This window comes from Chitinophagales bacterium (assembly GCA_017303415.1).
Lineage (GTDB): Bacteria > Bacteroidota > Bacteroidia > Chitinophagales > Chitinophagaceae > SpSt-398.
This window is the reverse complement of sequence record JAFLBJ010000001.1, coordinates 2,526,456-2,542,819: the sequence shown is the minus strand read 5'-3', so window position 1 is coordinate 2,542,819 and position 16,364 is coordinate 2,526,456. Positions and strand designations below refer to the sequence as shown.

Below are 16,364 nucleotides of genomic sequence, written 5' to 3'. Positions count from 1 at the left end.
ATCACTCGAAGAGTTCGAACCAGGTCTTGGGCCTTTTCTCCTCCAGCCACTGGAAGCCGATCAGACGCATTTCGGTGGGTGATTTTTGCCTCATTGGCCATAACACGCCTTTAACATTGTTGCGCGCCACGATGCGTTTTAATTCCTGCTCGATAAAATACACATCATACAATTCACATTCCGACTGGTTGACCCCGGTATAGGCACTGTCCTGGTCCTGTACAAAATAAATGCTTTCAGCACCACCACGGGCCCGGGCAGAATCAATGCTGCCATCCGTAAACCAGGCATCGACACGTCGTGACCGGATCTGGTTGAATATCTCCGGGTCAAGCTGCGCGGCTAAAAAGGCATTGTTAAATACCTCCATTTTATGTGCCTTCCGGTTTCGGGTAAATAATAGAATGGTATCACCCAATACCTGGTTCTTATTGGTCCATACCACAGGGTTATCGTATAACCGGAAAGTGGAGTCTTTAAAGGAATAAAACATACTGTCGCAAACCGCCTGAAGGGAATCAGAGAATATCCGCACATTTCGAAAGGCTTCAAAATAGCGGTTGGTACTGTCTTTATCATCGTTTACCTGGAGGCTGTCGCGTTGCAATGGCTCCAATTTCACTATCGTATCACGGAGTGGGGCAGTCAGGGAATCAGCAGGAGTAAGGGTTGTCGAGGTGGAATCGGATGGCGTGGCAGATAAGGAATCTTTCGCTACGGTATCTTTCTTTGCCTTCCCATACAGATCGGTCAGCCGGGCCGAGAAAAGCGTATCGGCGGTAATGAATATGGAGTCCTGATCTTCTTTGATGATCATCACCGGTTTCTGGGTGGCCAGAAAAGCGTCCTTGTTCTTATCCACAAAGATCTTATTGGCAATGACCGTTCTTCCCTGCGCCGTATCCCTGACAATGCCATTTCCTTCGATCTGAACTATCCCCAGGCTGTCATTATTATAGATCATATCACCCGTCACCTGCAGGTCACCATCATTGATAACGGACCGCCGGCCAAATTCGGCATTACCTGTTTTCAGGTTATAATATCCTTCCCGGGTATCAATCGTCCGGCCACTACTATCCCGGATAAAGGTCTGGGCAATGAACCTTGCAGTTTCATTGCCGGTATTGTAGAGAATCGAGTCGGTCTTGACATAGAACTCCGGGTTTTTGAGTTCTACATTCTTTTTAAAATATACATCCCGCAGATCGGAATAATAGACACCTTCTTTACTGGTGACGACAGTTTTGTCATTCACCACTCTTCCACCATTCTTATAGGTTCCGATCTTGGTATTGACATCATAGTCCAGTTCCTGGGTGGTCAGCACTCCTTTGCCATCCGTGAGTTTTACATTCTTTCGCAGGTTGGCCAGCCGGGTATTGATATTATAGAGCAAGTAATCGGAGTAAACATCTGTAGTATCATTATCATTCAGGTGAACTCTCCCAAAGGCTTCAAAGATGCCTGTCTTCTCATTCTTTACACAACTGTCGCACCAGAAAGTGGAGTTACCCTGTCTGAGTTTGACATTGCCAACCATGATCTGTAATTCGGTCATCGAATCGATGCGGAGAAATTCCAGTTTTTTGCTTTCCAGTACCTCTACGAGACGCACCGTATCGGCAGGGGTTAATGTAGTGGTCCTGGGTAATACCTGGGCAAATAATCCCCCTGTGAGCAGCAGGAAGAAAAACAGGAGGGTAAACGTTCGGGTCATCAGTTCTTTTCTATGATAACAGAGTCTTTGGGAGTAGGCGAAGATAAGGGGCCGCTTTTATCCTTTTTGCCAAAGACGGAAACATTAACGTACCGTTTAGGATGAGTACGTACATCATCAAGCAAGGTTTCCAGGCTCACCAGTGTATTATTCAGGTTCACATAAAGCTGCTTGTCATTAAGCAGCAGACCCAGCGATCCTTCTTTACTATCCAGTTTGGCCATTGACCCTTTTAACTGATCGAGGGTGGATTGCAAGGTGGAAAGCGTTCCTTCCAGATCGAGTTCAGCAAATTTTCGGGTGGCATTGGCGGTATTGATCATGATGGAATCAATCTGTTGATTGTTCTTCTTCATGTTTCCTGTAAACGAATTCAGGTTATTCAGCGATTGGGCCAGTGCACCGGTTTGGGTATTCAGCAGGTCTTGTAAATAAGCGGTAGTGACCATCAGATTGGCGATGATGGCTTGAATATTTCCTTTGGTATTGGGATCAAAAATCTTATTCACCGAACTCATGACCATTTTAACCGAGTCAAGCGACTCGCGCACTTTGGTCAGGGTAGGGGTCACCTGGGCTGTAACGCTCGAAAGCAGACTGGCCTGTTTGTCGGTGTGCAAAGTATCTCCCGATTTCAGGTAGGTGGTAGCATCGCCTTTGGTAATGGATATCAGACCGGTTCCGAGTAATTCTGATTCAATGGTGGCAACGGAATTGGTTGGGATATTCACATCCCGGTTCATATTGATCGTTATGATGATCCCGCTGAGATCCTTGTCCATCTCCTTGAAATCATACACCGTACCAACTTCAAGACCATTGATCTTTACGGGGTTTGATTTTTGAAGGCTACCCAGGTCAGAGAAAACGGCGTAGAGTTTCGTTTGCCGGTTGAAGACATCCTTCCCTTTCAGAAAGTTAAATCCAATGATCAGTAGGGTAAGGCCGACTATGACGAGAATACCAACTTTAAATTCGTTACTTATTTTCATTTGCCTGATTTAAAAGGGCTTGAACCCTTAATCGAGGGGCAAATTAGTAAAAACTCAGCCATTTCAGGTGTCAACTTGCTTTTTTTACCGTATTCCTGGGCATTACGGCAGCAGGTTTGGACTTGCTGGAAGGGGTGCCTCCATCCCCATTATTGCCATTTTGGCGATGATTCTCCAGCCAGGTGATATAATTCTTCACTGCATTGGTAATGCTGCCACAGATTTCTTCCTGGCCTTTATCGCTGTTGAGATAGTCTTCTTCTTCCTTGTGGCTCATAAACCCACATTCTACCAATATACTTGGCATACCCGTAGCCTGAAGTACCCAGATACCAGCCTCATTTCTTTGTTTCACACCACGGCTAAACCGGCCGGAGGACACAAATTCCTTTTCTACCATATCCGCCAGTGTAACGCTGTTCTTAAAGAATTTCTTGGCATAAAGTAATCGGAGCGCCCGGATCACCGGGTCATTTTCATCGGGGGCCACAATGGTGGAATCATCTTCCCCATACATGTCTTCAGCCTTCAGGGCATCTTGTTTCGCCTCATTTTTATCAACGGCCCATACAAAGGTCTCGGTGCCATGCGCGGGATTGGGGGAATAGGTCGTACGATAGGTACGGACCTTCCGTCTTTTCTTACCCTTTCCAACATACTTGTATCCGATCGGTGTACTGTGTTTTATCCGGGGGGCAGAATTACAGTGGATGGAGATGAAAAGGTCGGCGCCTGATTGGTTGGCAAAATCGGCCCGGTATCGAAGCCCTTCGTTTTTTGTAGCCTTATTCCCTGCCATAACATTGGTGGTACGGGTGAACAAAACCTTCAGGTCAGGGATCTCTTTTTCAAGCATTTTGCCCAGTTTCATACTCACTTCCAGGCATATTTGCGCTTCCGTGGAATAGGAGCCTTTGGCGCCTGAATCAAAACCTCCATGACCAGGGTCAACAATGATGGTGTTGACACTCTTCTGGTAGGGGGGCTCTACAAAGGAATAAAGAGCTGCGGAACTGATCAGTATCGCCAGGAAAAAAGGGACATTTCTCTTCATCATACGTTTTTTAAGGAAGGGTTAGTTTAATCTTCACAATCATTTAGGTATTAAACATTTATTTTTGCCAATTACCGTATGAATCGACTGCGCAAAATTAGTTCAATTTACTGCTTGACAGCCCTATTCACTGCTGTATTATTTTTTACACAGACGTGGAAAACTGCCGCTTATTATGCAGGCCCAGGCGATTTTTACAGCACTTTAACAAAACACCGGGATACCATTCCGGTAAAAGGACCCCCAAAAAACCTGCGCAACTCTCCCAGTGTACCTGTTTCACAAGAGCCCGCAGAGGCCAGACCAGCTGTGAACAACGCCATTTCTGCCATTGCTCCAACGGATACTGTCCCCTCTGGAAAACCAGATTCGATAACTGTCACCAGGGTCGATACCATTTCCTACAAATTATCCCGTGATTCGCTTGATGCGCCGATCTATTACGAGGCGGAGGATTCGGCGGTGGTACTTGTGGATACGGGGAAAGTATTTCTTTATGGAAAGACCAAAACGAATTTCAAGGATATCGAATTGGGAGCTCCCATGCTGGAGCTCGACCAGGAGACCCAATTGGTAACAGCCGTGGGAAGCCGGGACTCGGCAGGCCGGATATTGGAAAGGGTCCGGTTTGTTCAGGGTGAACAGGATTTCCAGAGTGATCAGATACAATTCAATCTCAAAACACAAAAAGGGCTGACCAAAAATACTTTTACCAAACAGGAAGAGATTTTTCTCCAGGCAACCAACTCCAAAAAGATCGGAGACACCATCTATGCAAGCAATGGGGTTTTGTCAACCTGTAACTATGACGAACCGCATTTTGGGTTTCGCTACAGCAGGATCAAACTCGTAACAGGCAAAGTTGCGATCTCGGGGCCTATTCATCCGGAGTTTGAACGGGTGCCCATTCCCATTTATCTGCCTTTTGGTTTCTTCCCACTCAACCGGGGACGTCATTCTGGCTTCCTTCCTCCCCAGTTCACGGTGAATGACCAATTTGGTTTAGGATTGGAAGGGATGGGGTATTACAAGGTGCTGAATGATTATTTTGATGTCACCCTACGTACCAATCTCTATTCCTATGGTGGGTGGTCGTTTGATATTCGGCCAACCTATCGCAAAAGATATCGCTACAATGGTGCCTTTAGTTTGAAATACCAGAATACGAAATTCAACTTTAAAGGGGATCCGGATTTCAACCGGGTAAAGACCTTTTTTGTAACCTGGAATCATGCGGTGGATTCAAGGGCCAGACCGGGTACTACTTTTTCCGGAAATGTGTCCGCCGGTTCAACCAAGTATAACCAATATGTGGCCTATAGCCCCAATCTGAACCTGCAGAACCAATTGAGTTCATCCATTGCCTATTCAAAAACCTGGACGGGCAAACCCTATAACCTGACACTGAGTGCCAACCATAACCAGAACAGCCGCACCCGATTGGTGAACCTGAATATTCCCAATGTAGGGTTTACGGTCAGCACCCTTTATCCCTTTCAAAAAAAGAAACTCCTTGGAACACCAAAATGGTATGAGAAACTCGGGATCGCCTATAACGGTTCCTTTACCAACTCCGTCAGTTTCTATGATACCCTGACCTATGGAAAAAATGGGATCAAACCCTTGTTAAAATATTTACTGGATACTGCTTACTATTCAGCGCGGCACAATGTACCCATCACCCTGGCCCTCCCCCCGGTTTTGAATGGAAATGTGATCATTTCCCCAGGGATTTCTTACAGCCAAAACTGGATCCAACGCACGACAGATTATACCTGGAATGACGTGACAAAAAAAGTGGACACGGCCTTCAATAAAGGTTTGTTCATAGAACAAAGTACTGGTTTCTCCCTTTCCTTTAGTACAGCTGTATTTGGTTTATTCCGTTTCAAGAATTCAAGGTTGATGGCCTTGCGACATGTCGTTCGACCTTCACTCAGTTTTAGTTTCACGCCGGATCTGAATAAACAATATCTCCGTAAAGTTCAGGTGGATACAACAGGCCGGACACTGAATTATAATGCCATTGGCGGTTCGGTATACACCTTTGCCGGTGGTCGAAAATTTGCCGGTATGAGTTTCTCCATTGACAATAACCTGGAGATGAAACTGCGGCCAAAGAATGATACCAGTGCTGCCGCCAAAGAAGGTAAGAAAGTAAAACTGATCGATGGATATGGAATTACCGGAAGCTATAACCTCTTGCTTGATTCACTGAACCTGAGTGATATTTCCATGTATGTCCGTAGCACCTTGTTTGATAAGATCAATATCACGGCCAGTGGGGTTTTGAATCCCTATCAGTTTGATTCCAGTGGATACCGTATTGCCAAATATGCCTGGCAGGGTGGTAAGTTAAAACCCGGACGATTGACGAGTGGTACCGTTTCCATTTCCACCAGCTTCCAGAGTAAGCCAAAGGATCCTGAGAAAGAAAAGAAAAGACAAGAGGAGATTGAGCAATCTTATGCAGACGATCCCTTATTGGCCGCTGATCAGCAAAGGTTGTTGGACTATATGCAACAAAATCCAAATGAGTTTGTCGATTTTAATGTTGACTGGAACCTAAGCGTGGGATTATCACTCAACTTTTCAGAACGGCTGAAACCGGATTATAGTGGGTTTCAAAAAGACATCTATTCCAGTTTGAATTTCTCTGGTGGGTTTAATCTGGCTCCTAAATGGAAACTCTCTGCCAATGGACTTTATGACCTCAAGGATACCAAACTGCAGAGTCTTCAATTGACCATTTCCCGTGAAATGCACTGCTGGCAAATGTCTATCAACGTGACGCCGGTAGGTAATTTCCGGTTCTTTAATATCAGCATCAGTCCCAAAGCATCTATTCTGCAAGACCTCAAGATCAACCGGACAAGGTCCTTCTATTCCGGGGAATAGGAGGTGTAATGCGTTTTCATGATCTCAAATACTTCGGATTTTAATTCTTCCACGGTTTTACCGGCAGGTGATACCGGAGGTAAAAAATGCATGTCCAGTTTTCGAGGCCAGAAATAAAAGGCTTTGTGGGTGGGGAGTACTTTTCGGGTATGAAAGATCACACCAGGAATGATCGCGTGTCCTGTTTCGCAAGCCAGTTTAAAGGCACCATCATAGAAGGCTTTAAGTGGTTGGTCTGTCCGGTTGCGGGTACCTTCGGGGTAAATACTCATGTGCATGCCCCTGGCAAGCACACTTTTCATTTCCTCATAACTTTTTCTCCGGCTGGCATCGCTTTTTCTATCCACCAATACAGCCCCCTTGCTGTAGTACCAACCAAAAAGGGGAATGCGGGTGAAGGATTTCTTGGCAATGGTTTTATTCGCTCCCGGAATAAAAGGGCAGGAGAGGGGAACATCCATAAAGGAATTGTGGTTGTAGGTGACAATATAGGCTTCCCCTTTTTTAAAATGCTCCCTGCCTTTTACAGTCAAGGGGCAACCTACCATTCTCAGCCAAATACTCATCCAGACCCTTGACAAATCGATGAAAATCTTTTGCCCACGTGGTTCGGGAATAAGATAGCAAGCCAGCGAAGGCCATACAAAGACAAGGAAGGTGGCAACAAAGCTAAGCAGCCCCCAAAAAGCCCATATCCTGGCAAGAATATTACGCATGAAATTTATTTTACGCGACAAAACTACCCGATTTCATAGTCCTGTTCCAATTTCCTTTTTACTTCCGGCCATTCATTTTTTAATACGGAGTAATATACTGAGGTGCGCCGCCGGTTGTTCCACATGGTCATATGGCTTCGGAGGGTGCCTTCTTCCATTCCGCCTACTTTTTCCAGTCCCTTTCTGGCACGGGTATTTTGTACATCCGTTTTGAATTCCACTCTTTCCATATCGGCTGATTCAAAAGCATATTTCATCATGGCATACTTTGCATGTACATTGATGCCGGTACTGCGAAATGGTTTACCCAACCAACTCCATCCGATCTCTACCCGTTTATCATACAGGGAAATATTACCCAGGCTGCTGGAGCCTGCGATAAATCCTGTTTTTTTCTCAATGATGGTAAAGGGCCGGCGTGTGTTTGCCCGTCTATCGCTTTCTGCCAAATCAAACCACCGATGAAGTTGGTCGGGATCTCCCAGGTTCAGCGAGAAATATTGCCACATGGATGGATCTTCCCCAGCCAGCCGGAGAAAAGCATCATAGTCACTTCTGTCAAGGGGCCGGAGGGTAACAAGCGAGGTTTGAAGTTGGAGGTCTGTTGGAAACATGGGGGAGGTGATTATAAGCTATTAGCTATTAGCTTTTGGTTAAGGTTGAAATGTAATGCAATTTCGACATTATCTTAACGGTATTGACTTTAAAAGTTATTATTGGCTTATGGCTAACAGCAAACAGCTAATAGCTATTTGCTACCAACTAACAGCACCAATCTATCGGCTCGATCCGATTCTTTACCAGATATTCATTGGCTTTTGAAAAATGTCTGTTTCCAAAAAAACCGTTATGGGCGGAAAGGGGAGAAGGGTGTGCCGATTCAAGCACCAGGTGTTTACTGGTATCGATCAGTATCTTTTTTTCCCGGGCGAATTTTCCCCAGAGCAGGAACACCACATGTTTCTTTTTTTCAGAAATGGTTTTGATGACGGTATCGGTGAAAATGGCCCAGCCGATCTTGGAATGACTCATGGGTTCGCCCGCCCTAACGGTAAGAGAGGCATTCAGGAGCAGGACGCCTTGTTTGGCCCAATGTTCCAGGTTGCCATGACGAGGAGGTTCTACCCCGATATCGGATTGAATTTCTTTGAAGATATTGATCAACGAAGGCGGGGGAGGCACACCATTAGGAACCGAAAAACTCAGTCCATGTGCCTGGCCTGCGCCATGATAAGGATCCTGGCCCAATATCACTACCTTGACCTGATCGATCGGGGTTTGGTCAAAGGCATGAAAGATCTTTGAGCCGGGAGGGTAGATGGTCTTGCCCTGGCCTTTTTCAGTCTTTATATGAAGGACGATCTGCTTGAAATAAGGTTTATCAAACTCTGCATGAAGTGCTTGTTTCCACGACCCCTCTATTTTTACGTCCATGCTGTATGCTTTGGCTGCAAGCTAAAAAAAAATTACCTTTGCACACTTGTGAGTTTTAAGGGGAATATCCCTTTCAAGCTCTTAGTTCTTTAAAATATGGTCCGGTAGCTCAGCTGGATAGAGCAGCTGCCTTTAAAAATTGGAGCCTTGAACGGGAAAGAGAACCGTTCAAGTGGATGCCACCGTATCGGTGAACCCTTCCTGTACGTGTTTACAGATGGCGATACCGAGGAAACTTTAGGTCAAGCTTTTGTAATTTGACGGATGATTTTTCATCATACAAAAAACAAAGGTGATCTTGGCGTACTGAAGGCAAAGTTGGATTTATTTAATCAAGGGTATCTCATTTTGTCACCTGAAACTGAACATGCACCATTTGATCTTGCAATATATAAGGATGGTGTATTCAAAACTGTTCAGGTAAAGTATAGGAATTTGACAAAGAGAGGTTCTCTTGAGGTGCCTTTTAGGAGTAACTACAGCAGTTCGCGTGGAGTTCGATCAAAGAAAATAGATAAAAGTAAAGTTGATGTTTACGCTGTTTATTGTCCACAAACTGATTGTTGTTATTATTTTGATCCAAAATCGTACAATGAATCAATTACTTTGAGAGTAAGTAAGTCTTTAAATCATCAATCTGTTGGAATTCATCAGGCTGATGAATTTAGAAAGGTTCCGTAGAGACTAAACGTGGCACACCTGAGATGGTGAAGTTATAGTCCAGACCCCAAATTTCGCCACTGGCGAAAGCAACGAAAGTTGTAGTAGGTACGCTAAGCAGCAGGCCATTGGTTCGAATCCAATCCGGATCACAGAAACCCCGCCATCGGCGGGGTTTTTTATTGCTTCAATCTTACTTAGATTGCTATGGAAATTCCCGCAGAAAAAATTCTCCACCCGTTTGACAATTTCAAAATTTGCAATAAGTTTGCTACTAACCACATTTGCTAAACCTGATCAGGTTTAGTCATAACCCCACTTATTTTTTACGAGATCATCCGGCCCCATTCATTAAAAACCATTAAACATGAAGTGGGTTCTACTTGTATTGCTATTTGTTTCCTGTCGGGAGAACAGTTACACCATCATTACAAAAAGTCAAGAAGGATATCGTATCCATGATCCCGCCTTTGCCTGTGATTCCCTTTTTAAAACATTCCGCAGCATTGAAACCTATTATCAGACAAAAGGCTGGGAATTGGGTTATCCTATCGGTCATGACCGGTATACTATTAAAAAAAACAGGTATTGATCTATTCACTATTCACTATTCACTTTTCTTCTCTTTTGGCCTCCCCTTAAAACCAAAATAATCTCCTACTTTTGACCGAGATTGCAACCCATGAATGATACATTTCATTACGGTATAGATTCCCTGACTCCAGCGAAGGCGCTGGACATTGCCCAGGGGAAATTAAAAGGGATTCTATCCACCCAGGCCAGGGAAAAAATTGAAGAAAGCCAACGCCAGGTATCGGCTATCGTAGAACAGGAACGAACCGTGTATGGCATCAATACCGGCTTTGGTATTTTGTCAAATACCCGGATTTCAGCCGAGGATACCACCACACTTCAGCACAAGATCCTTCAAAGCCATAGCGTAGGCGTAGGCGATCCCATTCCCATTGAGATTGCCAAGTTGATGCTCATTACCAAGGTTCATGCCCTGGCACAAGGGTATAGTGGTATCCGAATGGAAACACTGGAACGGATAAGCTGGCATATCGAACAGGATATCATACCGGTTGTTCCGGAAAAGGGTAGCGTAGGCGCCAGTGGTGACCTGGCCCCTTTAGCCCATCTTTTTCTCCCTTTGATCGGTTTAGGCGAATGCTACCTGAATGGGGTAAGGCTGGATACACACAAGGTTTTAAAACAAAAAGGAATATTGCCCCTGCAACTGGGCCCCAAGGAAGGACTGGCCCTGATCAATGGCACCCAGTTCATCCTCTCTTTTGCGGTAAAAGCTGTCCAGCGGATGCACAATTGTCTGGAGGCGGCTGATATTATCGGGGCCATGAGCCTCGAAGCACTTACCGGGACCAAGGCCCCCTTTGATAATCGTCTTCATCAACTTCGCCCTTATGCCGGAAACCTGCTGGTAGCCCAGCGGCTCAGGCTTTTACTCGAAGGTTCTGATATCATGCAGAGCCATGTGGATTGCGGGCGGGTGCAGGATCCTTATTCGCTGCGTTGCATGCCACAGGTACATGGCGCTTCGCGCAACGCGTGGTTACATTTAAAAGAAATGACACAGGTGGAGTTGAATGCCGTAACGGATAATCCGATCGTTTTCAAAGCAGATGATACCGTTAGTGGAGGAAATTTCCATGGCCAACCCATGGCACTGCCCCTTGACTATGCCTGTTTTGCCGCCGCCGAGATCGGCAATATCAGCGACCGCCGATGCTACCTGCTCCTGGAAGGTAAATGGGGACTCCCCATGTTGCTGATGAAAGATGTTGGCTTGAACTCAGGTTTTATGATACCGCAATACACCACGGCTGCTTTGGTAACGGAAAATAAAACCCTTTGTTTTCCTTCCAGCGCGGACAGTATTCCCACTTCGCTGGGACAGGAAGACCATGTAAGCATGGGCAGCATCAGCGGGCGAAAACTCAATCGGGTATTAGATAACCTGGAGTATATTCTGGCCATTGAATTACTCTCCGCCTGCCAGGCCATTGAATTCAGGAGGCCATTAAAAAGCTCGGCTGTGCTGGAGTTTGCGCATGAATATGTACGTGATTACGTGAGTTTTGCAAAGGAAGACCGAATATTTGCTGAAGATATCAATAAGGTATCCGGACTGATAAAAGAATTCGGATTGGTAGAACGGGTGAATGCTTTTGCCCATGAGCAGGGAGTACTTCTCAATGCCCACTTCGATGAATTTATTTTGTAAATCTGGTTGTAGCCAAAGCACGCTGTATTAACTGCCGCCGCGTCTGCAGCGGGAAATAAAAAATTTCATATGTCCACAATTCCCCAAACCCCTACTGGTACCGCCCTCCGTTGCAAAGGATGGATACAGGAAGCCGCCTATCGGATGCTTCTGAACAACCTGGACCCGGCGGTTGCGGAAAGGCCAGAGGACCTCATCGTATACGGTGGGAGAGGCAAAGCTGCCAGAAACCATCAGGCGCTCGAAAATATCCTGAAAGCCCTGACCATCCTCGAGAATGATGAAACCTTATTGATTCAAAGCGGGAAACCAGTTGGTATTCTGAAAACTCATCCCGATGCACCACGCGTTCTGTTGAGCAATAGTCAACTCGTGCCTCATTGGGCCACCTGGGAGCATTTTGATGAACTCGAGAAAAAAGGCCTGATGATGTATGGCCAGATGACTGCGGGTTCCTGGATCTATATTGGTAGCCAGGGCATCGTGCAGGGGACCTATGAGACCTATGCAGCCCTGGCAGATAAACACTATCAAGGCTCACTTAAAGGCACGTTGAATGTGACGGCAGGCCTCGGTGGTATGGGTGGCGCCCAGCCCCTTGCCATTACCATGAATGGCGGCGTAGCCCTGATTGCCGAAGTGGAAGAATGGCGGATCGATAAACGGCTGGAGACAAGATATCTTGATGAGAAAAGCCTGGATATAGACGAGGCTATTGACAAGGCCCTTGAGTATAAAAAAACAGGTGCCGCAAAAAGCATCGGTGTGCTGGCAAACGCTGTCAGACTCCTGGAAAGGATGGTGGAAAGGGGGATAATCCCGGATACGCTAACGGATCAAACCAGCGCCCATGACCCTTTGATCGGGTATGTGCCACATACGCTCAATAATCAGGAAGCGAATAGCTTGCGTGAAAAAGATCCGGCTGCCTATATCCAACTCAGCTACCAGAGTATGTACCGGCATGTACAATTGATGGTGCAATTGATGGATAAAGGAGCGATCACTTTTGACTATGGAAATAATATCCGGGCCCGGGCGGAAGAGTTCGAGAATGATCCAGCCAATGGAATATTGGATTTTCCAAAAGGCAGATGTTTTGCTTTTCCTGGTTTTGTCCCGGCTTATATACGTCCATTATTTTGTGAAGGCAAAGGGCCTTTTCGCTGGGCAGCTTTAAGTGGTGATCCGGCCGATATTGCAGTGACGGATGAATTGATCCTTGAATTGTTTCCGGAAAATACCTCGCTTCGGCGATGGATCACGTTGGCCAAAGAGAAGATCGCTTTTCAGGGATTGCCGGCCAGGATTTGCTGGCTGGGGCAGGGGGAAAGAGAAAAAGCAGGATTGGCCTTTAATGAACTTGTAAGAACGGGCAAGGTGAAGGCACCGATCGTCATAGGTCGCGATCACCTTGATACCGGATCGGTGGCAAGTCCCAACCGCGAAACAGAGGCCATGCTGGATGGTAGTGATGCGGTGGCCGATTGGCCACTACTCAATGCTCTGGTGAATACCGCCGGAGGAGCGAGCTGGGTATCTTTGCACCATGGGGGTGGGGTAGGAATGGGGTATAGTATTCATGCAGGAATGGTGATCGTAGCAGATGGTACCGATGCGGCCGCTGCTCGTCTGGCACGTGTACTGCGCAATGATCCGGGAATGGGGGTTATACGCCACGCCGATGCAGGGTATGATCTGGCAAAGCAAACTTCGGTGAGTTTCGGACTGAATATAGATGCTCGATTATAAATTTACCGCTGCGATCAACCATCCTGTCGGGCAATGTGAGAAACCTTAAATCACTTAAACAGTTTTTATGAATAAATGGATAACGGGTATTTTTCTCCTTATAACTATCGGAGCAAATGCCCAAATTGAAAAGGGATCAATTTTGATTGGTGGAACAGGTCGATTCTCGGCTGACAAATCAGATCAGGATGAGGCTTTTTTTAAACAAAACTACAAACAGACCCAATATGCGGTTGAACCTAAGTCGGGGATATTTGTGATGGATAAGTTAGCGGTCGGCCTCACTGTAAGTCTGCAGCACCAGAAACAGGATCAATATGTGTATTCCATCAACCCGCTGTATGAAACGATTACGAATACAGAGAATAAAATTTCCCAGTTTGCCGTAGGCCCATTTTTGCGATATTATCTTTTACCGGCCAAACAAAAAATAAATCTGTTTTCTGAAATAGGATGGACCTATGGTAAGGAAAAAACAAGAATAGAATCGGCTCAGGCCCTATCTCCGGCCTTTGGTTCGGGTGGTATGCCAAGTTACAGCACTTCTGTAGCAAAATCAGAATACAATGTAAATACGTTTTCTGTTTTGGCAGGACCCGTCTTGTTCATCAATCCAAAAGTTTCCTTCGAATTGTCTGTTGGATATTCAATAGCGAAAGTGAAAACCCAGGAGCGAAAGTCATTCTCGATAGGAACCGGATTTTTGGTTTACATAAAATAAGCCAAAGCCTAATTGCAAATAGCTCTTAGCCCTTTGGTTTATTGATGCTATTGTATGATCCACTTCCGGATCTTTAATACCTCGTGTGTCTTGATGGTATTGTAAAAGAGGCTGTAAATAAGCCCGATTCCTTTTGCATAATACAACGTGTGCATTTCTCCCGTAGGTTGGGGGATGCCACCCGGGTCGCATACTTCCGGCCGCATTTGTACTACGTAAACGTGTGCAAAGGTGTTGCCATTAACGGTAACGGTGGCATTGGCATCTACACAACGAAACTGGTAGCGAAGTAATTTTACCTGTATGCCTACGCTGGTTCTTCCCTGATAATCGGGAGAATACCAGGTTTCACCGGTCGTCAGGGTTTCTTTTAAGAAATTCAGATGGTCATAGATCGAGGGAGAGAAATTGAGGTAGCTGGTGAAACCACTGACGGAAGTATACCGGTAATAGTTGTCGCCTGTTTTTCGGTAGTACTGTTTATTATTGGCCGGGTAAAAGCTTTTAAATTCATTCCATTCCTCGTAGGGAAGGTTTTCGATCGTGGTAGGCGCCAGAAAACTGCGAATGACCGAATCGCCGGGAAAGGTCATGTCATCATAGATCCAACGACTGTTTTCTGTAAGGGGAAAATAATCGGGGTTGGTAGTGGGTACAACCTGTACTGTATCCACCGGTGGACCGTTGTCGATCAGGTCAGGACCTCCTTCAAAGCTGTAATCCTTACTGCAGGAAAACAGCAGTAAGCAACTGAGGCAATATAAGGATGTCTTTAAAATCATTATTAATTATTGATTACTAATTATTGGGTCATGATGTAGGCATCAATTTCCGTACAATCCATAATCAATAATTAATAATAATTCAATCCTATTTAATTCTATACAATTTCCCGCCATCCGTAACTGTATACAGGGCGTTGTTGAAATACAACACATCCCGGAAACGCTCGTTCTTATCAGCCAGTAATCGTTCTTCGCCTACAACTTTATTATCTTTTATAACAATCCTTGCAATGTGCTGGCCACTCAATCCCCCGATAAACAGGTTGTTCTTCCATTCGGGAATCGCGGTTCCTTTGTAAAAAGCCATTCCACTGGGGGATAGGGTGGGGTCCCAGTAATAAATGGGTTGTTCCATCCCTGCTTTTTGCTGAAGCGCTTCACCCACTTTGGAACCACTGTATTCAATTCCATAAGTGATCACCGGCCATCCATAGTTCTTACCTGACCGGATGATATTCAATTCATCTCCACCACGTGGTCCAAATTCTGCTTCCCAGAGTTCTCCGGTTACCGGATGTATATCAAGGCTCTGTGCATTCCGGATACCATAAGCAAATATCTCTGGCATGACATTCGGTTTTCCGATGAATGGATTCCCAGGTGCCGGTTTCCCTTCTTTAGTGATGCGAAAGATCTTTCCAAGTCCGGATGAAAGGTCCTGAGCCTGAACCCGACCTTCCAAAATTGACCTTTCGCCGGTGCTGACAAATAAATTCCCGTCACGGGCAAAGATCAATCTGGATCCATAATGTAACGTACTGTTCAAAGCCGGGGTTGCCCGAAATATCACCGTTGGGTTCTCAACTTTTGCCGTTGCCTCATTGAGTTTTCCTTTGGCGACGGCCATCAGGTTACCCACACCGGATTTTTCGGAGAAGGACCAGTAGATCATTTTATTCTGGGCAAAAGAGGGATCCAGGGCTACATCCAAAAGGCCCCCTTGGCCGCGGTCATCCACGGCTGGAAAACCTGTTATCTTTTTGCTGTTTTGACCATTGGCATCCAGGATCATCATGTATCCGGATTTTTCGGTTACAAGGAGCCGTCCGTCAGGAAGGCCAATGACCGCCCAGGGTTTACCCAGCTTTTCCGCCAGCATAGTAACGGTATAGGAGGCTTTGGTCTTGACCCCTCCAATCCTGGTTTGCCCTTTATTTGCAGGGGCATAATTGGTGTTTGCTTTGCGGGTCTCCACAGGCGGAAGACCGGTTGTGTCGGCCGACCCGTCAATACGCGCAGAGGGATTGTTGTTGGCACAGCTGGTGGCCCAGGTCAGGAGAGAGGCCGCGACAATGCAGATACTTGATTTTTTGTACATATTTCGTTAGTTGGGACTTCGTTTCAAAATAAAGTACAATTTATCAATAAATCCGTAGATACCCATTCG

General features: G+C 45.8%; 14 protein-coding genes. 6 read left to right on the top strand and 8 right to left on the bottom strand.

Going from position 1 to position 16,364, the window contains the following annotated elements:
* Position 1: 1 nt before the first annotated feature.
* The 3 genes from J0M30_10975 to J0M30_10965 form a co-directional block, all read right to left on the bottom strand.
* On the bottom strand, positions 2 to 1,720 hold the full coding sequence (locus tag J0M30_10975; protein ID MBN8668016.1) for an OstA family protein: 1,719 nt from the start codon (positions 1,718 to 1,720) through the stop codon (positions 2 to 4).
* A complete protein-coding gene (locus J0M30_10970) occupies positions 1,720 to 2,712 on the bottom strand; it encodes an MCE family protein (GenBank protein MBN8668015.1) in 993 nt (330 codons plus the stop codon). Before J0M30_10970 ends, J0M30_10975 begins: the two co-directional genes overlap by 1 nt.
* A 70-nt stretch (positions 2,713 to 2,782) precedes the next feature.
* Positions 2,783 to 3,766 (bottom strand): N-acetylmuramoyl-L-alanine amidase, encoded by a 984-nt coding sequence (locus J0M30_10965; GenBank protein ID MBN8668014.1) that lies wholly within the window; start codon positions 3,764 to 3,766, stop codon positions 2,783 to 2,785.
* Between the two features lie 114 nt (positions 3,767 to 3,880).
* On the opposite strand from J0M30_10965, the gene J0M30_10960 reads away from it, so the two are divergent.
* Positions 3,881 to 6,664 (top strand): LPS-assembly protein LptD, encoded by a 2,784-nt coding sequence (locus tag J0M30_10960; GenBank protein MBN8668013.1) that lies wholly within the window; start codon positions 3,881 to 3,883, stop codon positions 6,662 to 6,664.
* Here J0M30_10960 and J0M30_10955 read toward each other — a convergent pair.
* The 3 genes from J0M30_10955 to ung form a co-directional block, all read right to left on the bottom strand.
* Positions 6,649 to 7,380, bottom strand: coding sequence for a 1-acyl-sn-glycerol-3-phosphate acyltransferase (locus tag J0M30_10955; GenBank protein ID MBN8668012.1), 732 nt, complete (start codon positions 7,378 to 7,380; stop codon positions 6,649 to 6,651). The genes J0M30_10960 and J0M30_10955 overlap by 16 nt on opposite strands.
* A gap of 23 nt (positions 7,381 to 7,403) precedes the next feature.
* A complete protein-coding gene (locus J0M30_10950; protein ID MBN8668011.1) occupies positions 7,404 to 7,994 on the bottom strand; it encodes a GNAT family N-acetyltransferase in 591 nt (196 codons plus the stop codon).
* A 148-nt stretch (positions 7,995 to 8,142) separates the two neighbouring features.
* Positions 8,143 to 8,814, bottom strand: coding sequence for a uracil-DNA glycosylase (ung, locus tag J0M30_10945; protein ID MBN8668010.1), 672 nt, complete (start codon positions 8,812 to 8,814; stop codon positions 8,143 to 8,145).
* 264 nt (positions 8,815 to 9,078) lie between these two features.
* Here ung and J0M30_10940 point away from each other — a divergent pair, with 264 nt between their 5' ends.
* The 5 genes from J0M30_10940 to J0M30_10920 all read left to right on the top strand — a co-directional run bounded on the left by J0M30_10940 (position 9,079) and on the right by J0M30_10920 (position 14,192).
* Positions 9,079 to 9,495: a hypothetical protein gene (locus J0M30_10940; protein ID MBN8668009.1), complete on the top strand. Its 417-nt coding sequence runs from the start codon at positions 9,079 to 9,081 to the stop codon at positions 9,493 to 9,495.
* 346 nt (positions 9,496 to 9,841) lie between these two features.
* Positions 9,842 to 10,066, top strand: coding sequence for a hypothetical protein (locus J0M30_10935; GenBank protein ID MBN8668008.1), 225 nt, complete (start codon positions 9,842 to 9,844; stop codon positions 10,064 to 10,066).
* A gap of 90 nt (positions 10,067 to 10,156) precedes the next feature.
* The gene (gene hutH / locus J0M30_10930) at positions 10,157 to 11,719 is read left to right on the top strand and encodes a histidine ammonia-lyase (protein ID MBN8668007.1); all 1,563 of its coding nucleotides are present in this window, start codon (positions 10,157 to 10,159) and stop codon (positions 11,717 to 11,719) included.
* 69 nt (positions 11,720 to 11,788) lie between these two features.
* Positions 11,789 to 13,471 carry a urocanate hydratase gene (hutU, locus tag J0M30_10925; GenBank protein MBN8668006.1) on the top strand — a complete coding sequence of 561 codons (1,683 nt, stop codon included), beginning with the start codon at positions 11,789 to 11,791 and terminating at the stop codon, positions 13,469 to 13,471.
* A 67-nt stretch (positions 13,472 to 13,538) separates the two neighbouring features.
* Positions 13,539 to 14,192 carry a hypothetical protein gene (locus tag J0M30_10920; GenBank protein ID MBN8668005.1) on the top strand — a complete coding sequence of 218 codons (654 nt, stop codon included), beginning with the start codon at positions 13,539 to 13,541 and terminating at the stop codon, positions 14,190 to 14,192.
* Positions 14,193 to 14,239: 47 nt separating this feature from the next.
* Here the strand turns inward: J0M30_10920 and J0M30_10915 are convergent, their stop codons facing one another.
* Both J0M30_10915 and J0M30_10910 read right to left on the bottom strand, forming a co-directional pair.
* Positions 14,240 to 14,974, bottom strand: coding sequence for a hypothetical protein (locus J0M30_10915; GenBank protein ID MBN8668004.1), 735 nt, complete (start codon positions 14,972 to 14,974; stop codon positions 14,240 to 14,242).
* A gap of 88 nt (positions 14,975 to 15,062) precedes the next feature.
* Entirely contained in the window at positions 15,063 to 16,295 is a 1,233-nt protein-coding gene (locus tag J0M30_10910; GenBank protein ID MBN8668003.1) for a PQQ-dependent sugar dehydrogenase, read from the bottom strand.
* Positions 16,296 to 16,364 lie beyond the last annotated feature (69 nt).

Coding starts and splice junctions, on each gene's coding strand:
- J0M30_10975 (MBN8668016.1), bottom strand. CDS start 1,720: ATGACCCGAACGTTTACCCTCCTGTTTTTCTTCCTGCTGCTCACAGGG.
- J0M30_10970 (MBN8668015.1), bottom strand. CDS start 2,712: ATGAAAATAAGTAACGAATTTAAAGTTGGTATTCTCGTCATAGTCGGC.
- J0M30_10965 (MBN8668014.1), bottom strand. CDS start 3,766: ATGAAGAGAAATGTCCCTTTTTTCCTGGCGATACTGATCAGTTCCGCA.
- J0M30_10955 (MBN8668012.1), bottom strand. CDS start 7,380: ATGCGTAATATTCTTGCCAGGATATGGGCTTTTTGGGGGCTGCTTAGC.
- J0M30_10950 (MBN8668011.1), bottom strand. CDS start 7,994: ATGTTTCCAACAGACCTCCAACTTCAAACCTCGCTTGTTACCCTCCGG.
- ung (MBN8668010.1), bottom strand. CDS start 8,814: ATGGACGTAAAAATAGAGGGGTCGTGGAAACAAGCACTTCATGCAGAG.
- J0M30_10940 (MBN8668009.1), top strand. CDS start 9,079: ATGATTTTTCATCATACAAAAAACAAAGGTGATCTTGGCGTACTGAAG.
- J0M30_10935 (MBN8668008.1), top strand. CDS start 9,842: ATGAAGTGGGTTCTACTTGTATTGCTATTTGTTTCCTGTCGGGAGAAC.
- hutH (MBN8668007.1), top strand. CDS start 10,157: ATGAATGATACATTTCATTACGGTATAGATTCCCTGACTCCAGCGAAG.
- hutU (MBN8668006.1), top strand. CDS start 11,789: ATGTCCACAATTCCCCAAACCCCTACTGGTACCGCCCTCCGTTGCAAA.
- J0M30_10920 (MBN8668005.1), top strand. CDS start 13,539: ATGAATAAATGGATAACGGGTATTTTTCTCCTTATAACTATCGGAGCA.
- J0M30_10915 (MBN8668004.1), bottom strand. CDS start 14,974: ATGATTTTAAAGACATCCTTATATTGCCTCAGTTGCTTACTGCTGTTT.
- J0M30_10910 (MBN8668003.1), bottom strand. CDS start 16,295: ATGTACAAAAAATCAAGTATCTGCATTGTCGCGGCCTCTCTCCTGACC.